The 16227-nt window shown below is 67.9% G+C and carries 20 protein-coding genes and 1 pseudogene; 6 read left to right on the top strand and 15 right to left on the bottom strand.

Features of this window, described 5'->3' with window-relative positions; genetic code table 11:
- Positions 1 to 65: 65 nt before the first annotated feature.
- Positions 66 to 1013, top strand: coding sequence for a methionyl-tRNA formyltransferase (locus QHG49_RS03645; protein WP_301487197.1), 948 nt, complete (start codon positions 66 to 68; stop codon positions 1011 to 1013).
- Positions 1014 to 1115: 102 nt separating this feature from the next.
- On the opposite strand, the gene QHG49_RS03640 is transcribed toward QHG49_RS03645, so the two are convergent.
- Entirely contained in the window at positions 1116 to 1826 is a 711-nt protein-coding gene (locus QHG49_RS03640; RefSeq protein WP_301487196.1) for a hypothetical protein, read from the bottom strand.
- A 590-nt stretch (positions 1827 to 2416) separates the two neighbouring features.
- Positions 2417 to 3994, bottom strand: coding sequence for an ATP-binding protein (locus QHG49_RS03635; RefSeq protein ID WP_301487195.1), 1578 nt, complete (start codon positions 3992 to 3994; stop codon positions 2417 to 2419).
- A gap of 116 nt (positions 3995 to 4110) precedes the next feature.
- On the opposite strand from QHG49_RS03635, the gene QHG49_RS03630 reads away from it, so the two are divergent.
- Positions 4111 to 4473 carry a hypothetical protein gene (locus QHG49_RS03630; RefSeq protein WP_145484399.1) on the top strand — a complete coding sequence of 121 codons (363 nt, stop codon included), beginning with the start codon at positions 4111 to 4113 and terminating at the stop codon, positions 4471 to 4473.
- Complete coding sequence (locus QHG49_RS03625; protein WP_145484401.1) at positions 4470 to 4898, top strand: response regulator; 429 nt, start codon at positions 4470 to 4472, stop codon at positions 4896 to 4898. The genes QHG49_RS03630 and QHG49_RS03625 overlap by 4 nt, the downstream gene beginning before the upstream one ends.
- 537 nt (positions 4899 to 5435) lie before the next feature.
- Here the strand turns inward: QHG49_RS03625 and QHG49_RS03620 are convergent.
- The 3 genes from QHG49_RS03620 to QHG49_RS03605 form a co-directional block, all read right to left on the bottom strand.
- Complete coding sequence (locus QHG49_RS03620; protein WP_301487194.1) at positions 5436 to 6281, bottom strand: SDR family oxidoreductase; 846 nt, start codon at positions 6279 to 6281, stop codon at positions 5436 to 5438.
- Between the two features lie 220 nt (positions 6282 to 6501).
- Positions 6502 to 6657, bottom strand: coding sequence for a hypothetical protein (locus QHG49_RS03615; RefSeq protein WP_301487193.1), 156 nt, complete (start codon positions 6655 to 6657; stop codon positions 6502 to 6504).
- Between the two features lie 705 nt (positions 6658 to 7362).
- The gene (locus QHG49_RS03605) at positions 7363 to 7716 is read right to left on the bottom strand and encodes a hypothetical protein (RefSeq protein WP_301487192.1); all 354 of its coding nucleotides are present in this window, start codon (positions 7714 to 7716) and stop codon (positions 7363 to 7365) included.
- A 268-nt stretch (positions 7717 to 7984) separates the two neighbouring features.
- Between QHG49_RS03605 and QHG49_RS03600 the strand changes: the two genes are divergently transcribed.
- The gene (locus tag QHG49_RS03600) at positions 7985 to 8422 is read left to right on the top strand and encodes an integrase core domain-containing protein (protein ID WP_301487191.1); all 438 of its coding nucleotides are present in this window, start codon (positions 7985 to 7987) and stop codon (positions 8420 to 8422) included.
- On the opposite strand, the gene QHG49_RS03595 is transcribed toward QHG49_RS03600, so the two are convergent.
- From QHG49_RS03595 to QHG49_RS03575, 5 genes are all read right to left on the bottom strand, one after another.
- Positions 8380 to 8583: a hypothetical protein gene (locus QHG49_RS03595; protein WP_301487190.1), complete on the bottom strand. Its 204-nt coding sequence runs from the start codon at positions 8581 to 8583 to the stop codon at positions 8380 to 8382. The genes QHG49_RS03600 and QHG49_RS03595 overlap by 43 nt on opposite strands.
- 97 nt (positions 8584 to 8680) lie before the next feature.
- On the bottom strand, positions 8681 to 9031 hold the full coding sequence (locus QHG49_RS03590; protein WP_301487189.1) for a hypothetical protein: 351 nt from the start codon (positions 9029 to 9031) through the stop codon (positions 8681 to 8683).
- Positions 9032 to 9891: 860 nt separating this feature from the next.
- Positions 9892 to 10464 carry a class I SAM-dependent methyltransferase gene (locus tag QHG49_RS03585; RefSeq protein ID WP_301492685.1) on the bottom strand — a complete coding sequence of 191 codons (573 nt, stop codon included), beginning with the start codon at positions 10462 to 10464 and terminating at the stop codon, positions 9892 to 9894.
- A gap of 5 nt (positions 10465 to 10469) precedes the next feature.
- Positions 10470 to 10694 (bottom strand): hypothetical protein, encoded by a 225-nt coding sequence (locus QHG49_RS03580; RefSeq protein WP_301487188.1) that lies wholly within the window; start codon positions 10692 to 10694, stop codon positions 10470 to 10472.
- A gap of 68 nt (positions 10695 to 10762) precedes the next feature.
- Positions 10763 to 11173 carry a hypothetical protein gene (locus QHG49_RS03575; RefSeq protein WP_145484411.1) on the bottom strand — a complete coding sequence of 137 codons (411 nt, stop codon included), beginning with the start codon at positions 11171 to 11173 and terminating at the stop codon, positions 10763 to 10765.
- A gap of 805 nt (positions 11174 to 11978) precedes the next feature.
- Between QHG49_RS03575 and QHG49_RS03570 the strand changes: the two genes are divergently transcribed.
- Positions 11979 to 12647, top strand: coding sequence for a DUF5753 domain-containing protein (locus QHG49_RS03570; protein ID WP_301487187.1), 669 nt, complete (start codon positions 11979 to 11981; stop codon positions 12645 to 12647).
- A 96-nt stretch (positions 12648 to 12743) separates the two neighbouring features.
- On the top strand, positions 12744 to 12947 hold the full coding sequence (locus QHG49_RS03565) for a DUF397 domain-containing protein (protein ID WP_301487186.1): 204 nt from the start codon (positions 12744 to 12746) through the stop codon (positions 12945 to 12947).
- 199 nt (positions 12948 to 13146) lie between these two features.
- On the opposite strand, the gene QHG49_RS03560 is transcribed toward QHG49_RS03565, so the two are convergent.
- The 5 genes and pseudogenes from QHG49_RS03560 to QHG49_RS34005 form a co-directional block, all read right to left on the bottom strand.
- On the bottom strand, positions 13147 to 13452 hold the full coding sequence (locus QHG49_RS03560) for a hypothetical protein (RefSeq protein WP_145484415.1): 306 nt from the start codon (positions 13450 to 13452) through the stop codon (positions 13147 to 13149).
- On the bottom strand, positions 13449 to 13922 hold the full coding sequence (locus tag QHG49_RS03555) for a hypothetical protein (protein WP_301487185.1): 474 nt from the start codon (positions 13920 to 13922) through the stop codon (positions 13449 to 13451). The genes QHG49_RS03560 and QHG49_RS03555 overlap by 4 nt, the downstream gene beginning before the upstream one ends.
- 64 nt (positions 13923 to 13986) lie before the next feature.
- Positions 13987 to 14736, bottom strand: a complete 750-nt coding sequence (locus QHG49_RS03550) for a transposase family protein (RefSeq protein ID WP_301487184.1) — start codon at positions 14734 to 14736, stop codon at positions 13987 to 13989.
- 42 nt (positions 14737 to 14778) lie between these two features.
- Entirely contained in the window at positions 14779 to 15060 is a 282-nt protein-coding gene (locus tag QHG49_RS03545) for a hypothetical protein (protein WP_301487183.1), read from the bottom strand.
- A 794-nt stretch (positions 15061 to 15854) separates the two neighbouring features.
- Positions 15855 to 16013 (bottom strand): annotated as a pseudogene (locus tag QHG49_RS34005) (transposase); the annotation flags it as partial.
- Between the last annotated feature and the right edge of the window lie 214 nt (positions 16014 to 16227).

Genomic DNA, 16227 nt, shown 5'->3' with positions numbered 1-16227 from the left:
ATTTGCACATTAGGTAAGCCTTACCTAAGTTATTCCCGCAGACCCTGTTCCAAGGAGGAATCTCCATGCGCGTCGTCATGTTCGGTTACCAGACCTGGGGCCACCGGACCCTGCAAGCGCTTCTCGACTCCGACCACGAGGTGGTCATGGTGGTCACGCACCCCAAGAGCGAGCACGCCTACGAGAAGATCTGGAGCGACTCCGTGGCGGACCTGGCGGCGGAGCACGGCGTCCCGGTCGTCATCCGCAACCGGCCCGACGACGAGGAGCTGCTCACGCTGCTCAAGGAGGCGGACCCGGACATCATCGTCGCCAACAACTGGCGCACCTGGATCCCGCCGCGCGTCTACTCCCTGCCCCGCCGCGGCACGCTGAACGTCCATGACTCGCTGCTGCCGAAGTACGCCGGTTTCTCCCCCCTGATCTGGGCCCTCATCAACGGGGAGAAGGAGGTCGGCGTCACCGCCCACATGATGAACGAGGAACTCGACGCCGGTGACATCGTCGCCCAGCGAGCGGTGGCCGTGGGACCCTCGGACACGGCGACCGACCTGTTCCACAAGACCGTCGACCTGATCGCCCCGGTCACCATCGGCGCGCTCGACCTCATCGCGTCCGGACAGACCGAGTTCACCCGCCAGGACCGGTCCCAGGCCACCTTCTTCCACAAGCGCGCCGAGGACGACATCCGGATCGACTGGACCTGGCCCGCCGAGGACCTGGAGCGCCTGGTCCGGGCCCAGTCCGCCCCGTACCCGGCCGCCTTCACCCACCACCGCGGCAGGCGCCTCGAAGTCCTCGGCGCCGTCGTCTCCCGGAGCCGCTACGGCGGCACACCGGGCCGCGTCTTCTACCGCGAGGGCGACGGCGTGGTGATCGTCGCCGGAGCCGACGCCCGCACCGGCCGCAACCACGGACTGGCCATCACCCGGGTACGGACCGACGACGGCCGCGAGCTGCCCGCGACCGAGTACTTCACGTCCATGGGCGGCTACCTCACCACCCACCCCTGACCGACCGATCCCACCTCGATCCGCCACCCGGGCCGCCACCGCGCAAGCCGTGGCGGCCCGGTCGGCCCTCCCGGACCCGCTCGGGTCTCCGGCGCCGCAGGGTCACGGCTGGTTGCCGTTGGAGGCGAGGCGGGCGCCCATCTCGGCGTTGGCGCGTTCGGACCGGCTGTTGGCCCGGTCGTGCTTGAGCCGGAGGTAGTCGTACAGGGCCCGTACGCACAGATCCCGGGTCCGGTAGGTCGCGTCCGAGGCCAGTTCGAGGTCCTCGGTGACCTCCATCAGCTTGCCGTCGACCGTGGTGTAGACCGGGTGCCAGATGAGTTCCACCGCCGGGTTGAGCGCCATGACCACGCGCAGCTGCGGGACCTCCTGTGCGATGAGGACGCTGTCGGGGTTGTACGCCCGCAGGAAGATGTGGACGGGGCCGCGGGCCCGGGTCACGAACGCCTTGGACAGGACGTTCCACATCGGCGTCTTGAGCATCCAGTCCATGGTCAGCTGGAGTTCGTTGACCACGCCGCCGAACGGGGTGGACTCCAGAGGCGTATGACCCTTGGAGCGGGCGTAGACGCTGGTGTCGATGCCGCCGGACCACAGGGCCATCGTCGGCCGGTCGATCTCCAGGTAGTCGCCGACGAGCCGCACCAACTCCTGGTACCAGCTGTTCGACGCGCGGTGGTCGCGCTGCTCCTGGCGTTCGGTGAACATCGCCGGCGCCTCGTCGTTGAGCTGCCCCTGTTCCGCGATGCCGCCCAGGATCAGCTGCCAAGCGGCGTCCGTGACGTCCTGGGGGAAGCCCACCTTGTCCATCATGTCGCGGAATGTGTCCCACTCGCCGTGTGCGGTGGGATCGGCGGCATGACGCCGTGCCACCTCCCTGACGTCGGGAGCCCCCTGGCCCTGCACACGTTGGACATGACGGGTGACGGCCGCGTTGCCCACGGTCCGCTGGAGGGCGGCGAACCCGGCGGGTTGCGGCGCCCGCCCGGCGGCGAACTGCGGGGCCGGGCCCGGTATTCGCCTCCTCGGCGCCGACACGGGCGCCGCCGGTATCGGGGATGTCGCTCTGTCTCGCACGCGCTGACCAGCCCTCCGGTCACTCAGGCCACCATCGTCTCGGAGGGGCCGAGGCTAGGCCCTCGGCCCGACCCCCACAAGGACCGGAAGGGCAGCCGAAAGGGCAGGCGGGAGGGCTGTGCCGTGGCATTGGCGAGGGTCTTGGACGGCGGAACCGTGTTGATCCTGCTCCGCACCTGAGCGCGAGAGCTCGTCCAGCGGAACGAACCCGTCGGCCCGGATCGGGATGTACATCCAGGGCCCAGGGCGTTCGGTGCTCGAAGCCGAATCCACGCCGCTTCACCACTGGTGCCGGCGCCCGCACAGGCGTCCGACCGTCCAGAAGATCACTTCACCGGAAGGTGCTGTGTGGGCGGTGGGGTGCTCGGCAGGGTGAAGGTGATACGGGTTCCAGGGGTGGAGAGGGGCGCCACGGCGATGGTGCCGCCATGGTGTTCGACGACTTTCTTGCACATGGCCAGTCCGATGCCGCTGCCGGGATAGCGGTCCTTGGTGTGCAGGCGCTGGAAGATGACGAAGACACGGTCGGCGTACTCGGGATCGATGCCGATGCCGTTGTCGGTGACGGAGAACCGCCAGACACCGTCTTCCTCGGCTGCCGAGATGTGGATCTCGGGAGAGCGGTCGGGGGCGCGGAATTTCACGGCATTGGAGATGAGGTTCTGCCACAGCATGCCGAGCTGGGTGGAGTCGCCCGCGACGGCGGGGAGGTCGTCCCGGGTGACGCGGGCACCGGCTTCCGCGATGGAGACGCTGAGGGCGTCGAGCGTGTCGTCGAGGAGTGTGTCGAGGTCGACGGTCTCATGGTTGTTGAGGACACGGCCGATCCGGGAGAAGGCGAGCAGATCGTTGATCAGGGTCTGCATGCGGTTCGCGCCGTCGACGGCGTAGCCGATGTACTGGTCGGCGCGTTCGTCGAGCTGGCCGCTGTAGCGCCGCTGGAGGAGCTGGGTGAAGCTGGAGACCTTGCGCAGGGGTTCCTGCAGGTCGTGGGAGGCGATGTAGGCGAACTGCTCCAATTCCTCGTTGGAGCGTTTGAGGTCGGCGGCCTGTTCGTCGAGGAGCCGGCGGGTGTGCTCGCTGGTGGCGAGTTCGTCGGCGAGCCGGCTGCGCATGGCGTCGATGTCGGTGCTCAGTTTGCGCAGGTCGGCCGGACCGGATGCGGCGATGCGGTGGGTGAAGTCGCCGCGGGTGACCCGCCCGGCGTCGCTGCTGAGCCGGGTCAGTGGCCCGCTGACACCACGGCGCAGCCCCTCGAAGACCGCGGCGGCCAGCAGGACGATGACCAGTGCCACGGCCGCGAAGACCCAGTCGCACAGCGTCTGGGCACGGTTCAGGTCGCCGACCGCGCTCATGCGGGCGCTCAGGAGGTGGTTCTGCTGGGCTGTCATCGCCTGCCGGAGGTGGTCGAAGGCGGCTTTGCCCTCCGCGGCCCGGTCGGTGGCGATGGGTACGGGGGCACCGGCCGGGGCACCGGAGATAGGGGTGGCGATGCGCTGCTGCCAGGTGCGTGCGCGGCCGAGGACGGTGCGCAGGTCGGCCTGCTCGCGCGCGTCGCCGGACAGGAGCTGGTGGAGCCTGTCGACAGCGGACTTCTCGTCGGCCAGGCCCTGCCGGTAGGGCTCGAGGAACTGCTTCTCGCCGGTCAGGCCGTAGCCGCGGACCCCGGTCTCCTGGTTGACCAGCGCCGTTTCCAGGCGCACGGAGTTGGTCAGCGCGGGTGAGCGTGTGTTGACGAGGTCGTTGCTGATCGAGGTGGCCCGGCCCATCGCCCAGACGCCCAGACCGCTGAGGACGGCCAGCAGGGCGAGCGAGGCGCTCACGCCGACACGCAGCCAGCGTCGTGTCGTCCAGTTCGCCAGGGGGCGGGTGCCCGGAGCGGCTGGGACGTGCTCTGCGGTCATCGCGGGTGCTCCTCGGTGTCCCGTCGTGGCCGCGGTGACGTGTACGCGGCGCCATTACCTTACCGGCACGACAACACTGGTTGTCATCGCTGGTCAGAGCCCCTTACACTCCGGGTATGCCAGGCATCCATTTCCGGCTGCGGATGACCGACAGCGAGATCGCAGAGGTGGCCGTCCGCGAGGTCCACGAACTCGTGTCACGCCTTGTCCCCGAGGTGTTCGAGACCATACGTGGCGATGGCGACCACACGGCGGGACAGGCGCAGGCCCTGGCACAGCTGCACCTGCTCACCTACTTCCAGCAAGCCGTCGAACAGCTGGAAGCCAGAGCCGCCAACGAGGCGGCCGACGCCGGAGCCGGCTACCCGCAGATCGGCCGGGCCTCCAACATGACCCGGCAAGGAGCCCGCCGGCGATGGCCCGGCCTGCTCGACCAGCAGCCCCCCTCGACGCCCCCCGAAACCGGGAGTATCCAATGATCACCGCCCCCGCCCGTCCCTATGACGTGCTCCTCGTCGAGGACGACGAAGCCGACGCTCTTCTCATCGAGGACGCGCTGCTGGCCCGCGGCGCCCGCAATCTCGTCAAGGTCCACGACGGCGTGGCCGGCCTCGCCTATCTCCGGGACCCCTCCCGCTCTCGTCCCGACCTGATCGTCCTGGACCTCAACATGCCACGCATGAACGGCCGCGAGCTGCTCGCCGTCATCAAGGAGGACCGGGACCTGCGCACCATCCCGGTCGTCGTCCTGACCACCTCGTCGGCCCCGGACGACGTCGCCGGTGCCTACCAGCAGTACGCCAACGCCTACGTCACCAAGCCCGTCAACCTCGACGACTTCGAACGCGCCGTCCAGAGCATCGACGCCTTCTACCTGGAGACCGTCACCCGCCTCTCGCGCTGACGGACGCGAGAGGCGAAGCGGGCCTGCGGCCCGCCGCTGTCCGGGCGGCAGCGACGCCGGCGCCGACGGGGCGGTCACCGGGAGCAAGGCGCGCGGAGACCCGCTTCCCGCGCCCGCGATCAGCAAGCCCTGAACAGCCGCCCTCGAACTCGGCCCCCCGCGCGTGGGCGACCTGCCGGAACGTCAGCAGGTGAGTCGGCTGTCCACACTTCCCGGGCAGCCGCCTCACTCCCTTGTCTCTCGGCCGTTCAGCCGCGGACGATGTTCGCGCCTGCGGGCCCTTCTTGAGATAGGGGCGCGGGGGAGGGGCACCCGCGAGGAACCGGCTCCGCACCGTGCGCCGAGCCCCATCGCGAACCCCGCCGTAGGCCGCAGCCCATGGTCCGGGCGCACCTTCCAGCTTTCCGACCTGCTCGGCGGGCTGCGACCTCTGCGCGACGAGGACGGCGCCGACGACGAGTGAGCGTCAGCCGGGGCGATCCCTGTGGCTGGGAGGTGCGGTCAGATAGTTGACGGGCAGGTCGGGGCTGCGGGGAGTCAGTCCTGGACCGGTGTGCCCGGAGTGATGTCGTACGCCTTCTGCACCAGGGCGGGGCGGCTGCCGTCGTTGAGCTGCCGGTCCCACAGGGAGTCGACCTGGTGGCGGGCCTGCGGCTCCATCTCTTCGGGCAGCAGGTTGCGGTAGCGCCGCTCCTCGCCGAGCAGGACCCGTACCGTGCGCTCGTAGACCGGTTCGGGGTCGTACTGCTCGTGCGGAAAGGCCAGCTCGGCGTAGTCGTAGAGGCGGCCGGCGGGGTCGTCGCGCCATTCCTTCCACGTCTCGAACATGGTGTCGTTGAAACCGGTCAGGAAGGGCCCGGGATTGATCGTGGCGACCGTGACGCCGAACTCGGCCAGCTCCTGGTCCAACGCGTCGGCGAACGCCTCCACCGCGTGCTTCGACCCGGCGTAGGCGCCGGTGAACGGGTCGACGGTGAGTCCGGCGACCGAGGACATGAAGACGATGCGCCCACTGCGGCGCGCGGCCATCTGACGGGCGATGCCCTGGGTGAGCAGCACGGGCCCGAAGACGTTCACCTCGAACTGGCGGCGCAGCCGTTCCTCGGGGATGTCAACGGTGGCGCCGCCTTCGGAGACGCCGGCGTTGTTGAGGAGGACCTCGACGTCCCAGGTCCAGGCGTTCTCGCGGTCGCCGGGGTCGGTGACGTCGAGTTTCTCGACGCGTAGTTCGACGCCCCGCTCCCGAGCCTCGGCACGGACCGCGGCGACCTGGGCGATGATCTCCACGCCCGCGATCACCTGGTGCCCACCGGCTGCGAGCCGCAGCGCGACCTCCTTGCCGAAGCCGCTGCCCGCGCCGGTGATAAGAATCGGTCCCGCCATGGTGGTTGAGCCTTCCCGTACTGGTGTCCGGCCTGTTCCAGACACCGATCCTCGGATGCACCTGCCCCCGCCGCTCCTGTTCACCACGCAGGCGGCCACCAAGATCTACCGGATGGAGCAGGACCACCGACACAGCGGCTGCACCTGACCGCAGCCGGGGGCTGTTACGTCGAGTACCTTCCCGATCCGCTGATTTCCGAGCGGCACGCCTACACCTCCCTCAACACAACCGGTCGTTGTAGACCGCCAGGGCCGGGCCGTCGACGCTGAGGTGGCGGGGGAATTTCTCGTCCTGGCTCCAGTTGTGGGAGGAGTTCATGACCGTCCACCACAGCGAGGTGTCCGGCTTGGGGGCCAGGGGGAGGGGGATGACCATCAGCGGGGCCGGTCCAGGGCGAGACCAGACGGCAGCCGTAGTGCTCGCCTATGGCCTGGATGACGATCGCGCGGATCTTGAAGGCGGCCTCGACCAGCGCGCCGATCGGTTTGGGAAGGACGGCTCCGAGAAGCTCCCCCACCTTCTCCGAGATTCCGGCGGCGGCCCGGGCGGCGGCGTTGCGGGAGATGCGCTGCGCTTCCTCGTGGGGGCACTGCCTGCCAAGCGGAAAGGGCGTCGGCGTGGGCGATGCCCCGGTTCCGCAGCCAGGTGCGGATGGCCCGGGAGCCGTAGCCCTTGTCGCTGAGGACGTGGACCGTCCGGGTGCGGGGCCGGGGCCCGTCAAAAGGGCGGACCATCCCGTAGGCGACGTCGGCGCCGTGTTGCTCGACCAGCCGGTGGCAGATCCCGGTGACGGCGGGCCGCTGCTTGCGCGCCGCTGGCCAGGCCGAGTCCAAGGCCTTCCACACCGTCCGCCATGTCAGGCCGTGCCTGCGCCCAAGCTCCCGCATCGTTGGAACAGGGCGCCTCCCAGACCCATCGACAAGCATCATGACGGCGGCTGTTCCGGCCAGTGCCGCCGGCACCGCGTGCAACCCCGCACGTCCTACCGGAGACAGGGCAGCCTCGGCCGCGTGGCTTCATCCGCGCCTACCGGGCCCAGAGATGGAGCGGGCCCGGTGGACGACGTGTCGTCTTGAGGGGTCAGTACCGGTCGGCTGTGAAGAAGACGCCGCTGGCGGCGGTGGCGCCGTCGGGTCCGCCGGCGTTCACGTACTCGTTGCTCCCGGCCGCCACGCTGCCGGTGCCCTCATGACCCGCGCCCGTCATGAAGAAGCCCCCACTGGCGGCGGTGGCGCCGTCGCGTCCGCCGGCGTTCACGTACTCGTAGCCCGCGCCCGCCGCGCTGCCGACGCCCTCCTGGCCCGCGCCCATCATGTGGCTGTACTGCTTCTCGGGGCCGTTCCAGTCGTCGGCCTGGGCTGCGGCGGCCAGGGGCACAACCGCGCCCAGGCCCACCATCAGAACCACCGCGGCTCGGGTCAGTGTCGTACGCATCGCAAACCTCATTTCTGCTGGATGGACAACGAACCATCGTTATGCCTCGCCCAACCCGACCGCCGTCCCCCGCACAACACGTCACATGGCCTCATTCGGCCTAGACAGAGCACTCGATTCGCCCTGCCGAAGCCACGATTCCGTCCGGCGAAGAATCTCCGTGGGCTTGATCTGCTTTGGCGGACATCCGGGATCAGGGGCTCTGCCCCGGAAGGATGTCCATCATGGAGAGCATGGGGAAGAAGCCGAGTCCGCGGCTGGCGACCTCTTGGAATCCTCCGTACATTCGTCATCGAGATCGCCTCCCGGCGAGTGGTCGGCTGGGTCATGGCCGACCATCTGCGCACCGAGCTGGTCGTCGAGGTGCTGCGGTCCGTCTGCCGCCGACGCCGCCCCGCCGGGACGGCGCTTTTCCATTCAGACCGCGGCTGTCGGCACCACCAGCCGCGAATTCTCCCTGCTGGCAGATGAATTCAATATTCGCCTGTCGATCAGCCGCACCGGCCAGTGCTGGGACGACGCGTTGGCCGAGTCGTTCTTCGCCACGCCGAAGGGCGGACTGTTCGGCGACCGTTCCTGGCCGAGCGGGTCCGTCGCCCGCACCGTGGTCTTCGAATGGACCGAGGGCTGGTACAAATTGCACCGGTTGCACAGCAGTCTCGGCTACCGCGGCCCCGCCGACCACGAGGCCGCCTTGGCAGCCTGACCACCACACCGATGGTGTCCGTCAAAGACGAAGTCGTGCTCCAGACCTGCCACGACCTTCGCCTGTTCGCGAAGGCGCGTGTCGTCGCCGGCGTCCAGGCCGCCTACGAACAGGTTCCAGGTCAGAAAGCGCGCCGGGAACATCGGCGCGAGGGTCTTCATACTCAAGTGGGTCTCCTGATGCATGGACGTGAACGGGGGCGCCCGTGATCGCCCGTGAGAGGGAGGGCGGTCGCGGAGATCATGGGTAGAGCCGGGATCAGACCCGCAGCGCGCACAGGTGCTGGACCAGGTCCAACGCGGACGGCCGGCTCTCGGCGGGCGCTTCGAGTACGTACCGCAGCACTGCCTCCAGCTCCGGCCAGTGGGCGAGAAGGGCGAGAGGGGCGCCATAGCGGACGAGTACCTTCGCCAGCTCGGATTCGGTGAACACCGAGGGATCTATGGCCAGGGCGCGGTAGTCACGCGGCCACTGGCCGCTCGCCGCCCACCAGATCGACGCGGCCGGCGTCCAGACCTCGTCTGCCACCGTGGGGCATACGGGCCGCCGGCTCCAGCGGGCGAGGCTCTCGGGGCTGGACAGATGAACGGGGCTGCCGGTCGTGTCCACGGGGGGGGTAGATCCTCGGCCGGGGACCAGGCCGACGCCCAGTCGACCATCCGGGCCCCGCCCGGCCCGAGGATGACGTGGTGCGGGAACCCAGTTCGCCTGATGGACGGTCGCGACCGATATGCAGGTCAGGACTGCGGCAGCCAACGCCTCGTCGGTCCCCTCGCCGCGTCTGCGGACCGGCGCGAACACCTGCCACATCGTCGGCCCGTTGAGCCACGGCACGGTCAGCCAGGCAGAGTCCCCACCCTGGCCGTGCCAGCCCTGGGCAGGAAGGCGCGAGCCCGCCGGGACGAGTCCTTCGAGCAGGCTCCGCACTGCCGCCTCACGAGCCACCCTCGCCGCGCCGGCGCCCACGCCGAGCTTGAACATCCGCACGCCCAGCGGGCCGGCCACCCGTCAAATCTCTACACCGGCCCCACCGACGATCGGCTCCCATTGAGCCGGGGCGCCCACCAGGGCCTCAGTTTCGGCCCGGCCGTGCACCAGCCGGGAGTTGTCCACCAACGCGGGTCTTGGTATTGCCTGAGTCATGATCACCTTAGGTCTGAGCTGTGCTGCCAGTGCGCCCTCGGCGGTGCCGCAGCGCGAGCGGGCAACTCGGTTCGATCTGGGTGGTGCTGGGACGCAGTTCTCCCGGCTCGCACCGCATCTGGCACTCCGCCACTGGTGTGGCGGACCGCGGGGCGCACCAGAGCGACGCGGTACGAGCCGGGAGGCCGACGTGGGCCTCGTGACGACAGGGAGGCGCCTACGCCGGCAGCCAGCACCGCCTTCCGCCGCGACCGTGACGTCCGAGCGGCGAAGACGGGCCGGTCCCGTCCCCTGAGTCCGATCGCCTACAGGGGACGGGAGTCTGATCAGCCCCGCAGGACGATGCCGAGCAGGTTGTCGGGGAGGCGATACACGGTCATGTGCTTCCATGTGTCGCCCAACTCGGCGACGCGGGCCGCCGATATGCCGCGGTTTGCGACACCGCGCGACACCTTCTCGGCGATGTGCGTCGCGATGTAGAGGACTCCGCCAGGCTTGAGCCAGCGGCCGAGGTGGACCATGAAGCGGGGGCTGTCCACGAACTCGAAGCTGAGTCGGCAGGTCACCAGGTCAGCGGGCTCTGGCGCGGGGACGAGCGGCCTGGCGGCGGTGACGTCGTACAGGCAGAAGTCCAGCAGCCCCTCGCGGTCGGGGTGCGTGTCCCTCGCCGACGTGATCGCGGCCAGGCTGAAGTCGAGTCCGGTGACCCTCATTCCCCAGTCGGCCATGCGCGCGCTCAGCTCGCCCGTGCCGCATCCGACGTCCAGGACGCGCATGCCGCACTCGGCGCCGGTGAGGGCCCGCATCATCTGCCGCTCCTCGGCGCGGGACGGGGCGACGCGATAGCTCGCGCTGTAGAGGCTGTCCCAGTACTCGGGAGTCCGCGTCTCATGGAGCATGGTGATCACGCGGCGGGCCCTTCGGGTGAGACGCCGGACTGGTCGACGGGCATGTCCGGCACAGACATGGCCGTGCCCGCCTGGGGCTTGTCGAGGTCTTCATGGACGGTGACGCCGATGAGCGCGTGGGCAGCGAGGTGGTCGGCAACGACCAGCGTCGCCGGGACAGCGCCTACCAGTTCCGCGCTTCGTTTGCGTAAAAGGGGCAGCAGGGGGTGTTGGGCGGACATGTCTCTCACAAAGTCGGAGGGCGAAGAGGTGTCGGCCGGGCCGGGAGAGCGGCGCGGCCGACACCTGCTCATGGGGTGCTCGGCGTCGACGCATCCAGCTCGCTCGCGCGCTCCCGTAGCACCTTGTACAGGTGCGCCGGGTCCGCGAGGACATCGCCGCCGTAGTCGGGCGGGACGAGCCAGTAGTGCCCCGGCGGCGAGAGGCGGTCCAGACGCGGCACGCCGGTATGGCGGGTGTACGGCGGGGTGCCCCCCAGGCAGTCCAAGCCGGCCTGGCTCATGTCGCTCGGCCAGTGCCGGTCCGTGCCGGGCGGCACCAGGAAGTAGAGGAACGGCCTGAAGGGGTCACACCAGACCGCCCCAACCCCCATCTCCGCCACCTGACGGCGGAGATCTTGGACGTCGGTGGAGCGTTCGAAACCAAGGCCGAGGGCGGTGTAGGGCGTCCGTACGACGTCCCACATGATCCCGGCGGCCATCAGAGCTGCGCCGTGGTGTCTCCACTCCCTGCCGACTGCTTCCTGCGACTCGGCGGCCTTAAGCATCCACCGTGCTGCCTGGGTTCGCCGCACCAAGGCCTCTCCGCGAGGCATTGGCGCCAGCGACCCGCCGGACGTCACCGTGACTGACTGGGAGGGCTCGACATTGCCGCTCTCGTCTTCGCGGGGCATTCCGTTTTGTGCCTGCGTAGTGCTCGGTGACATCGGTGACATGGGGGTGTCTCCGTTTGGGGTTTAGTTACAGGTCGCCAGCAGCGTCCTGGACGTCAGTGGGCCCCTGCGGGCCGCCGCCGAAAGGGAGCACTCGAATGGCGGCGGGCCGCTCCTCGGGGGAGGGTTTGGACAGCTCTGCGAGTGGGTCGCAGACGCCCAGCACTGGTCACGTCCCGCTGTCGGGCGAGGTCGTCTCCGTGCACATCTAGGCTGCTCCATGCGACAGTTGCAATGCAAACCCAAGTGCACTTTTCACTTGAGAAAGCATGTGTAAACGCTAGAGACTCTGGCCTTTGCAAGGGTGACTGGAGATGGCAGACTCAGGGCTCGCGCCCGATCCAGCAAACCTCTCGACAGAAATGCCCCAGCTCTCCGCCGAGTTGGGGGGGGCTCTCGACTGGTTTTGGTGGACTTCGGGCAGAATCGGATGGACTCGCGACTGCGGGAGGACAGGCGTGGCAGCTCCGACAGGACCGACAGGACCGACAGTCAGGCGGGTACAGCTCGGCACGGAACTCGACGCCTGCGTATCCGAGCCGGCTTCAACGCCACTGCTGATGCCGTCAAGCAGATGGACGGCATCAGCACCACGCGGTTGTACCGAGTTGAGCGAGGCACAAGCGCATTTCGACGGTCCGTCGACCTTGTGGCGGTCCTCAATGCCTACGGCGTGACCGACAAGAACGACATTGATTTCCTCGTCAGTATTCACCGAGACAGCCTGAACAGGGGCTGGTGGTCGACCTACGCTCGCACCATGCCATCCGGGATGGCGATGTACATCGGCTTGGAAGACGGAGCTAAGGCCATAAGGGCCTGGCAGCCCGACGTGGTGCTCGGACTCTTCCAGACGGAGGAGTACGCGCGAGCCGTGTTCGAGGTCGGCAAGCCTGTCGAAGAGCGCACGACAGAGTTCGTGAAGAAGGGCATCCGCCTGCGCATGGAGCGGCAGGAGATCATCATCAGGGACAATCCCGTGGAGGTTCGGGCCATCCTCGACGAGGCTGCCCTGCGCCGCGTCATGGGTAGCTCGCAGGTCATGAGAGGACAGATGGACCGGCTCTGCGAACTCGCGGCCCTGGACAACGTGACGATCCAGATCCTTCCCCTGGCAAACCCCACCTACCGTCATCCGTTTGACTTCACGCTGATGGAGTTCGACGACCGCATTCCGACCGTGGTCCAGATGGACACGGTCGACGGCACTTCCACCCTCAGCGACAAAGACACTGAGGTCTAAATGTTCACCCGCAGGTTTGATGCCTTGCGGGACGGCGCTGTGCCAGTGGCAAAGACGCCGGAGTTTCTGCAACGACTAGCCCGAGAGATCTAAGAGATGGCTTTTAACGCCCAAGGCCTCGCCCCTGAAGGCGACTTCATCGTCTCTTCCTACAGTGGCAACGGCAACAACTGCATCAAGATGGCCGGTCCGACTCTTACACATGGCTACGTGGCCGTGTGTGACTCGAAGCACGACAACGGACCAGCGTTCGCCATCCAGCCCAAGGCGTGGAAGGCGTTCATCTCCTTCGTCGCCTGATCGACTTCGCCACGAGGCCGAGGCCCCGCACGCAGTCTCCGCGCGGTGCCTCTTGCACGCGTCTACCTGCCCTTGGCGGCTGACCGACGCCGGTACCGCTGCCCTGGAGGGCCGATGCCACGGCTGCCTGGATGACCGCGACGGAGTGCACCGCTCTGACAGCCAGACGCCGTGGCCAGCCACCCGCCCCAGAGGCTGTTCAGTAGCTGGTCAGATCTACGACCACGTCGCACAGCGGGTCGTCGGTCGGCTTCTGTTCGTACTCGTTTTCGAGGTATCCGGACCCGATGCCGGCCAGCAGGCCGGGACCGGCGTGGCTGATGATCACGTCGGCGCCGTAGGTGAGGCTCCCGTCGGGTGCTGTGAGGTACAGCCGCATCCGGTCATCGCCGGTGACCACCAGGCCCTTGAAGACAGGAAGGTCCGGCGTGTGATCGGCGACCAGGGCGCGGACGATCCCGGGCAGGTGCTCGAAGACCCCTTGGTGGAGGTTCTGGCCGGTCACAGCTTCGCCCAGGCCGGGCATTTGTTGGCCGGCTGGTTCTTGCAGAACGCGTTGATCACGCCGATCGTTTGCCCGCTGCCAGCGTCGTACTTCTGGTCCTTGGTCTTACGGGAGTACTGAACGATGACCACGATCTTCACCATCCTGGGCCGGGGCACGCCAGTCTCGAACTCTACCCCGCCGTAGGTGAGTCGGCCGTGATGGTCATCGGACTCGGGGTGTTCGTTGACGATGGCTGCGATCGTCCCGCACTTCTTGATGTTGTGGCGGCCGGTGAAGTGCTGCCAGCCGAAGTCGGCATTCCCGTACCGGGTGACGATCTTCCGCCCCTGGGGGTCCTTGGCCTGGCACTTGATGCGCTTGTCCCAAGGGTGCGGCTGTGCGAGCAGGGAGACTGCGGAGGCGGCAGACCCCGCTGACAGGGAACCCACGGTCACTAACGTCGCTACGGCTGTTGCGATCTTCTTCATGCCGCAAGCACACCATTACCCTAATGGGCATAACAATGGCCAATGAGGACATTACTGAGCTTCTTCAGCGTTGCCGCTCCAGTGTGAGGATGGCCTTGGCGATTGACGTCATGCGGTTGGGGCTGCATCGGGACCGGTGGAAGATACGCCAGGACTTCAGCCTCGCGACGCCGCGTTCGACGGGCGCTCGTGCTGCGGCCAGTGCCCGGTTGAGGGTCTTTTCGGTGGGAGTGAGTTCCTGCAGGGGTCTGCGCTTGATGCCGGTGGTCAGCCACGGGCCGGCGCCCTGGTAGGCGAGATCGGCCAGGATGGGAACGCCCTGGCGCTCGCAGATTCGGATGATCTGGTGGGTGCGGGCGGCGGTCAGGTCGTGGGTGCGGCCCGGCAGGGCGGGCGAGAGCCACAGCAGCCGGCCGCCGGGGTCGGTGACGACCTGCACGTTCACGCCGTGGCGCCGGTGTTTGTGGGAGTAGTCGGCCCGGCCGTCGCCGACCCGGTCGCACTCGGCGAGGGTTCCGTCGAGCAGGACGAACTCGGGGTCGTGCGCGCGGAGCGTCTTCAGCAGGCCCGGTGCGCGTTCGGCGAGCAGGCCGACGACCGCGCTGGTGTAGGCGTGGGCGGTGGACTCGCTGATCCCGAACCCGGCGGCGATCTTCGCCAGAGTGGTGTGCTCGCGCAGGTACACCAGTGCCACCATCGCGCGCTGGGACGGGCGGAGTTTGCAGCGCCGGTCGCCCTCACGGGTGACGATCAGCATGGTGACCCACTCCACGAGTGCATGCGGCAGGTCGAGTGCGGCAGGATGGATAACCAACGAGGCCCCCGAGCAACGTGATTGAGACGTCAGACATCTCGATCAACAGCCCGGGGGCCTCGCTCGTTGCGCTTCACGCCCCATCACCCGATCGGTGGCCAAGTCGAAGAAGCTCAATGCCTCATCGGTGGGCGGGTCGATTGACTTACGGTACCGCTCGATGCCGTAACCCTGCGGGTAGGCAATGCCGTCGGAGTTGGCTATCGGATCGGCAGCGAGCTTGCGCGCGATGGTCAACCAGTCGACGCCGGCGAGGCGTAGGTCGATGGCCTCCGAGCGGCGGCGTGCGATGGCCGCACGCGCGGCTTTGTCGGGACGTCCCACGGTGGGAATCCTCCACGGCTCGGGTGCGCCCCCGCGGCCGACTCCATGATCGCACCATTCGAGAGGCGGCCCACCCGCCGCCTCTCTTGCTGTTCCCAGGACAACACCATCCGTCGTCCGATACGGTGGCGCAAAGGACGCTTGGGCTGCGCGGAGCAATGCCGTGGGAATGGCATTGCTCCGCGCAGCCCAAATGGATTGATGAGGTAGAGGCAACGCCAGCGCGTTGCCTCTACCTCATCAATCCACGGTTGGCCCCGGCTCCTACACTCGAAACCCACTCAACGCGCCAATCACGACTACCTGAGTTCTTACGCTGGCGCAGAACTCAGCTCAGCCACATACCTATGTGGATCGAGCTGAGTGCGTGCGCCGCCAGCTCGGTCCCGATCAGAAGGGACTGAACAGTGGACTCGTCGGCGGTTCTGTGGATTCTTGCTTGGTCGGGCGTGGTTTCTATTGCCATCTTTGTGGTGACCGGAATCCTGGGGCAGCTCCTTCCGCTGGTGGAGGCTTGGCGAAAGCTGCGCGAGGCGCTCCGAGGCCGCAGCCGAAAGAACGGCACTGTTGACACCGATGCAACACCGGACAGTGAGTGCGCCGAGGATCCAGTACATGCCTTGACGCGCTCCGCGAGAGTCGGCTTGACGGGTAGAGGCGAGCAGGGCAGCGAATCCGGTTCTCCGCACTGACACCGCCGTCAGAGCAGTGACATCTGCTCGCCCTCGCCCGGCCTCCTACGAGTTGGTGCGTGGTAGCGGGTGAGGTGTGTTCGGCCTGGCCGTGGCCGGTACTCAGACGTTGGCGGTGCGGTCGGAGACGAGGCCGGCCATGGCGCGGTAGGTGTCGGGCAGGCGGTCGCGGCGGCGGGTCCAGCGGGTCAGTTGCTTCCAGCGTTTGTGATCGGCAAGGGCGTGTTCGACGGTGATGCGGTCGGACGAGTGCCCGTGTCGCCTACACCTGAAGCTGTTTGGTTCCCACAACTGCCCGAGCGGCCGGCCAACGACGACTGGCCCCGAAGGCTAATCGACTCCGGGGCAGCATCAGCCGACAACACGATGCAGATAATCTCTCCCCCAGCCGCGCTCCAAGGAGCGATCACACCGCTTCACCATGTGCTGATGACTCGTCAGTAAAGTCAGCATTGGGTCAGCATTCGTCCGGCCA

It is taken from the genome of Streptomyces sp. WP-1 (genome assembly GCF_030450125.1).
Taxonomy (GTDB): Bacteria; Actinomycetota; Actinomycetes; order Streptomycetales; family Streptomycetaceae; genus Streptomyces; species Streptomyces incarnatus.
Note: the sequence above shows the minus strand (reverse complement) of the source record. Positions and strands in the feature narration are given on the sequence as shown.

Excerpts from the sequence above, each read along its gene's own strand:
- QHG49_RS03635 (WP_301487195.1), bottom strand. The coding sequence starts at position 3,994 with ATGACCGCAGAGCACGTCCCAGCCGCTCCGGGCACCCGCCCCCTGGCG.
- QHG49_RS03645 (WP_301487197.1), top strand. The coding sequence starts at position 66 with ATGCGCGTCGTCATGTTCGGTTACCAGACCTGGGGCCACCGGACCCTG.
- QHG49_RS03595 (WP_301487190.1), bottom strand. The coding sequence starts at position 8,583 with ATGAAGACCCTCGCGCCGATGTTCCCGGCGCGCTTTCTGACCTGGAAC.
- QHG49_RS03630 (WP_145484399.1), top strand. The coding sequence starts at position 4,111 with ATGCCAGGCATCCATTTCCGGCTGCGGATGACCGACAGCGAGATCGCA.
- QHG49_RS03575 (WP_145484411.1), bottom strand. The coding sequence starts at position 11,173 with ATGGCCGCCGGGATCATGTGGGACGTCGTACGGACGCCCTACACCGCC.
- QHG49_RS03565 (WP_301487186.1), top strand. The coding sequence starts at position 12,744 with ATGGCTTTTAACGCCCAAGGCCTCGCCCCTGAAGGCGACTTCATCGTC.
- QHG49_RS03570 (WP_301487187.1), top strand. The coding sequence starts at position 11,979 with ATGGACGGCATCAGCACCACGCGGTTGTACCGAGTTGAGCGAGGCACA.
- QHG49_RS03615 (WP_301487193.1), bottom strand. The coding sequence starts at position 6,657 with ATGGTCATCCCCCTCCCCCTGGCCCCCAAGCCGGACACCTCGCTGTGG.
- QHG49_RS03625 (WP_145484401.1), top strand. The coding sequence starts at position 4,470 with ATGATCACCGCCCCCGCCCGTCCCTATGACGTGCTCCTCGTCGAGGAC.
- QHG49_RS03580 (WP_301487188.1), bottom strand. The coding sequence starts at position 10,694 with ATGTCCGCCCAACACCCCCTGCTGCCCCTTTTACGCAAACGAAGCGCG.
- QHG49_RS03640 (WP_301487196.1), bottom strand. The coding sequence starts at position 1,826 with ATGATGGACAAGGTGGGCTTCCCCCAGGACGTCACGGACGCCGCTTGG.
- QHG49_RS03620 (WP_301487194.1), bottom strand. The coding sequence starts at position 6,281 with ATGGCGGGACCGATTCTTATCACCGGCGCGGGCAGCGGCTTCGGCAAG.
- QHG49_RS03605 (WP_301487192.1), bottom strand. The coding sequence starts at position 7,716 with ATGCGTACGACACTGACCCGAGCCGCGGTGGTTCTGATGGTGGGCCTG.
- QHG49_RS03585 (WP_301492685.1), bottom strand. The coding sequence starts at position 10,464 with ATGCTCCATGAGACGCGGACTCCCGAGTACTGGGACAGCCTCTACAGC.
- QHG49_RS03555 (WP_301487185.1), bottom strand. The coding sequence starts at position 13,922 with ATGAAGAAGATCGCAACAGCCGTAGCGACGTTAGTGACCGTGGGTTCC.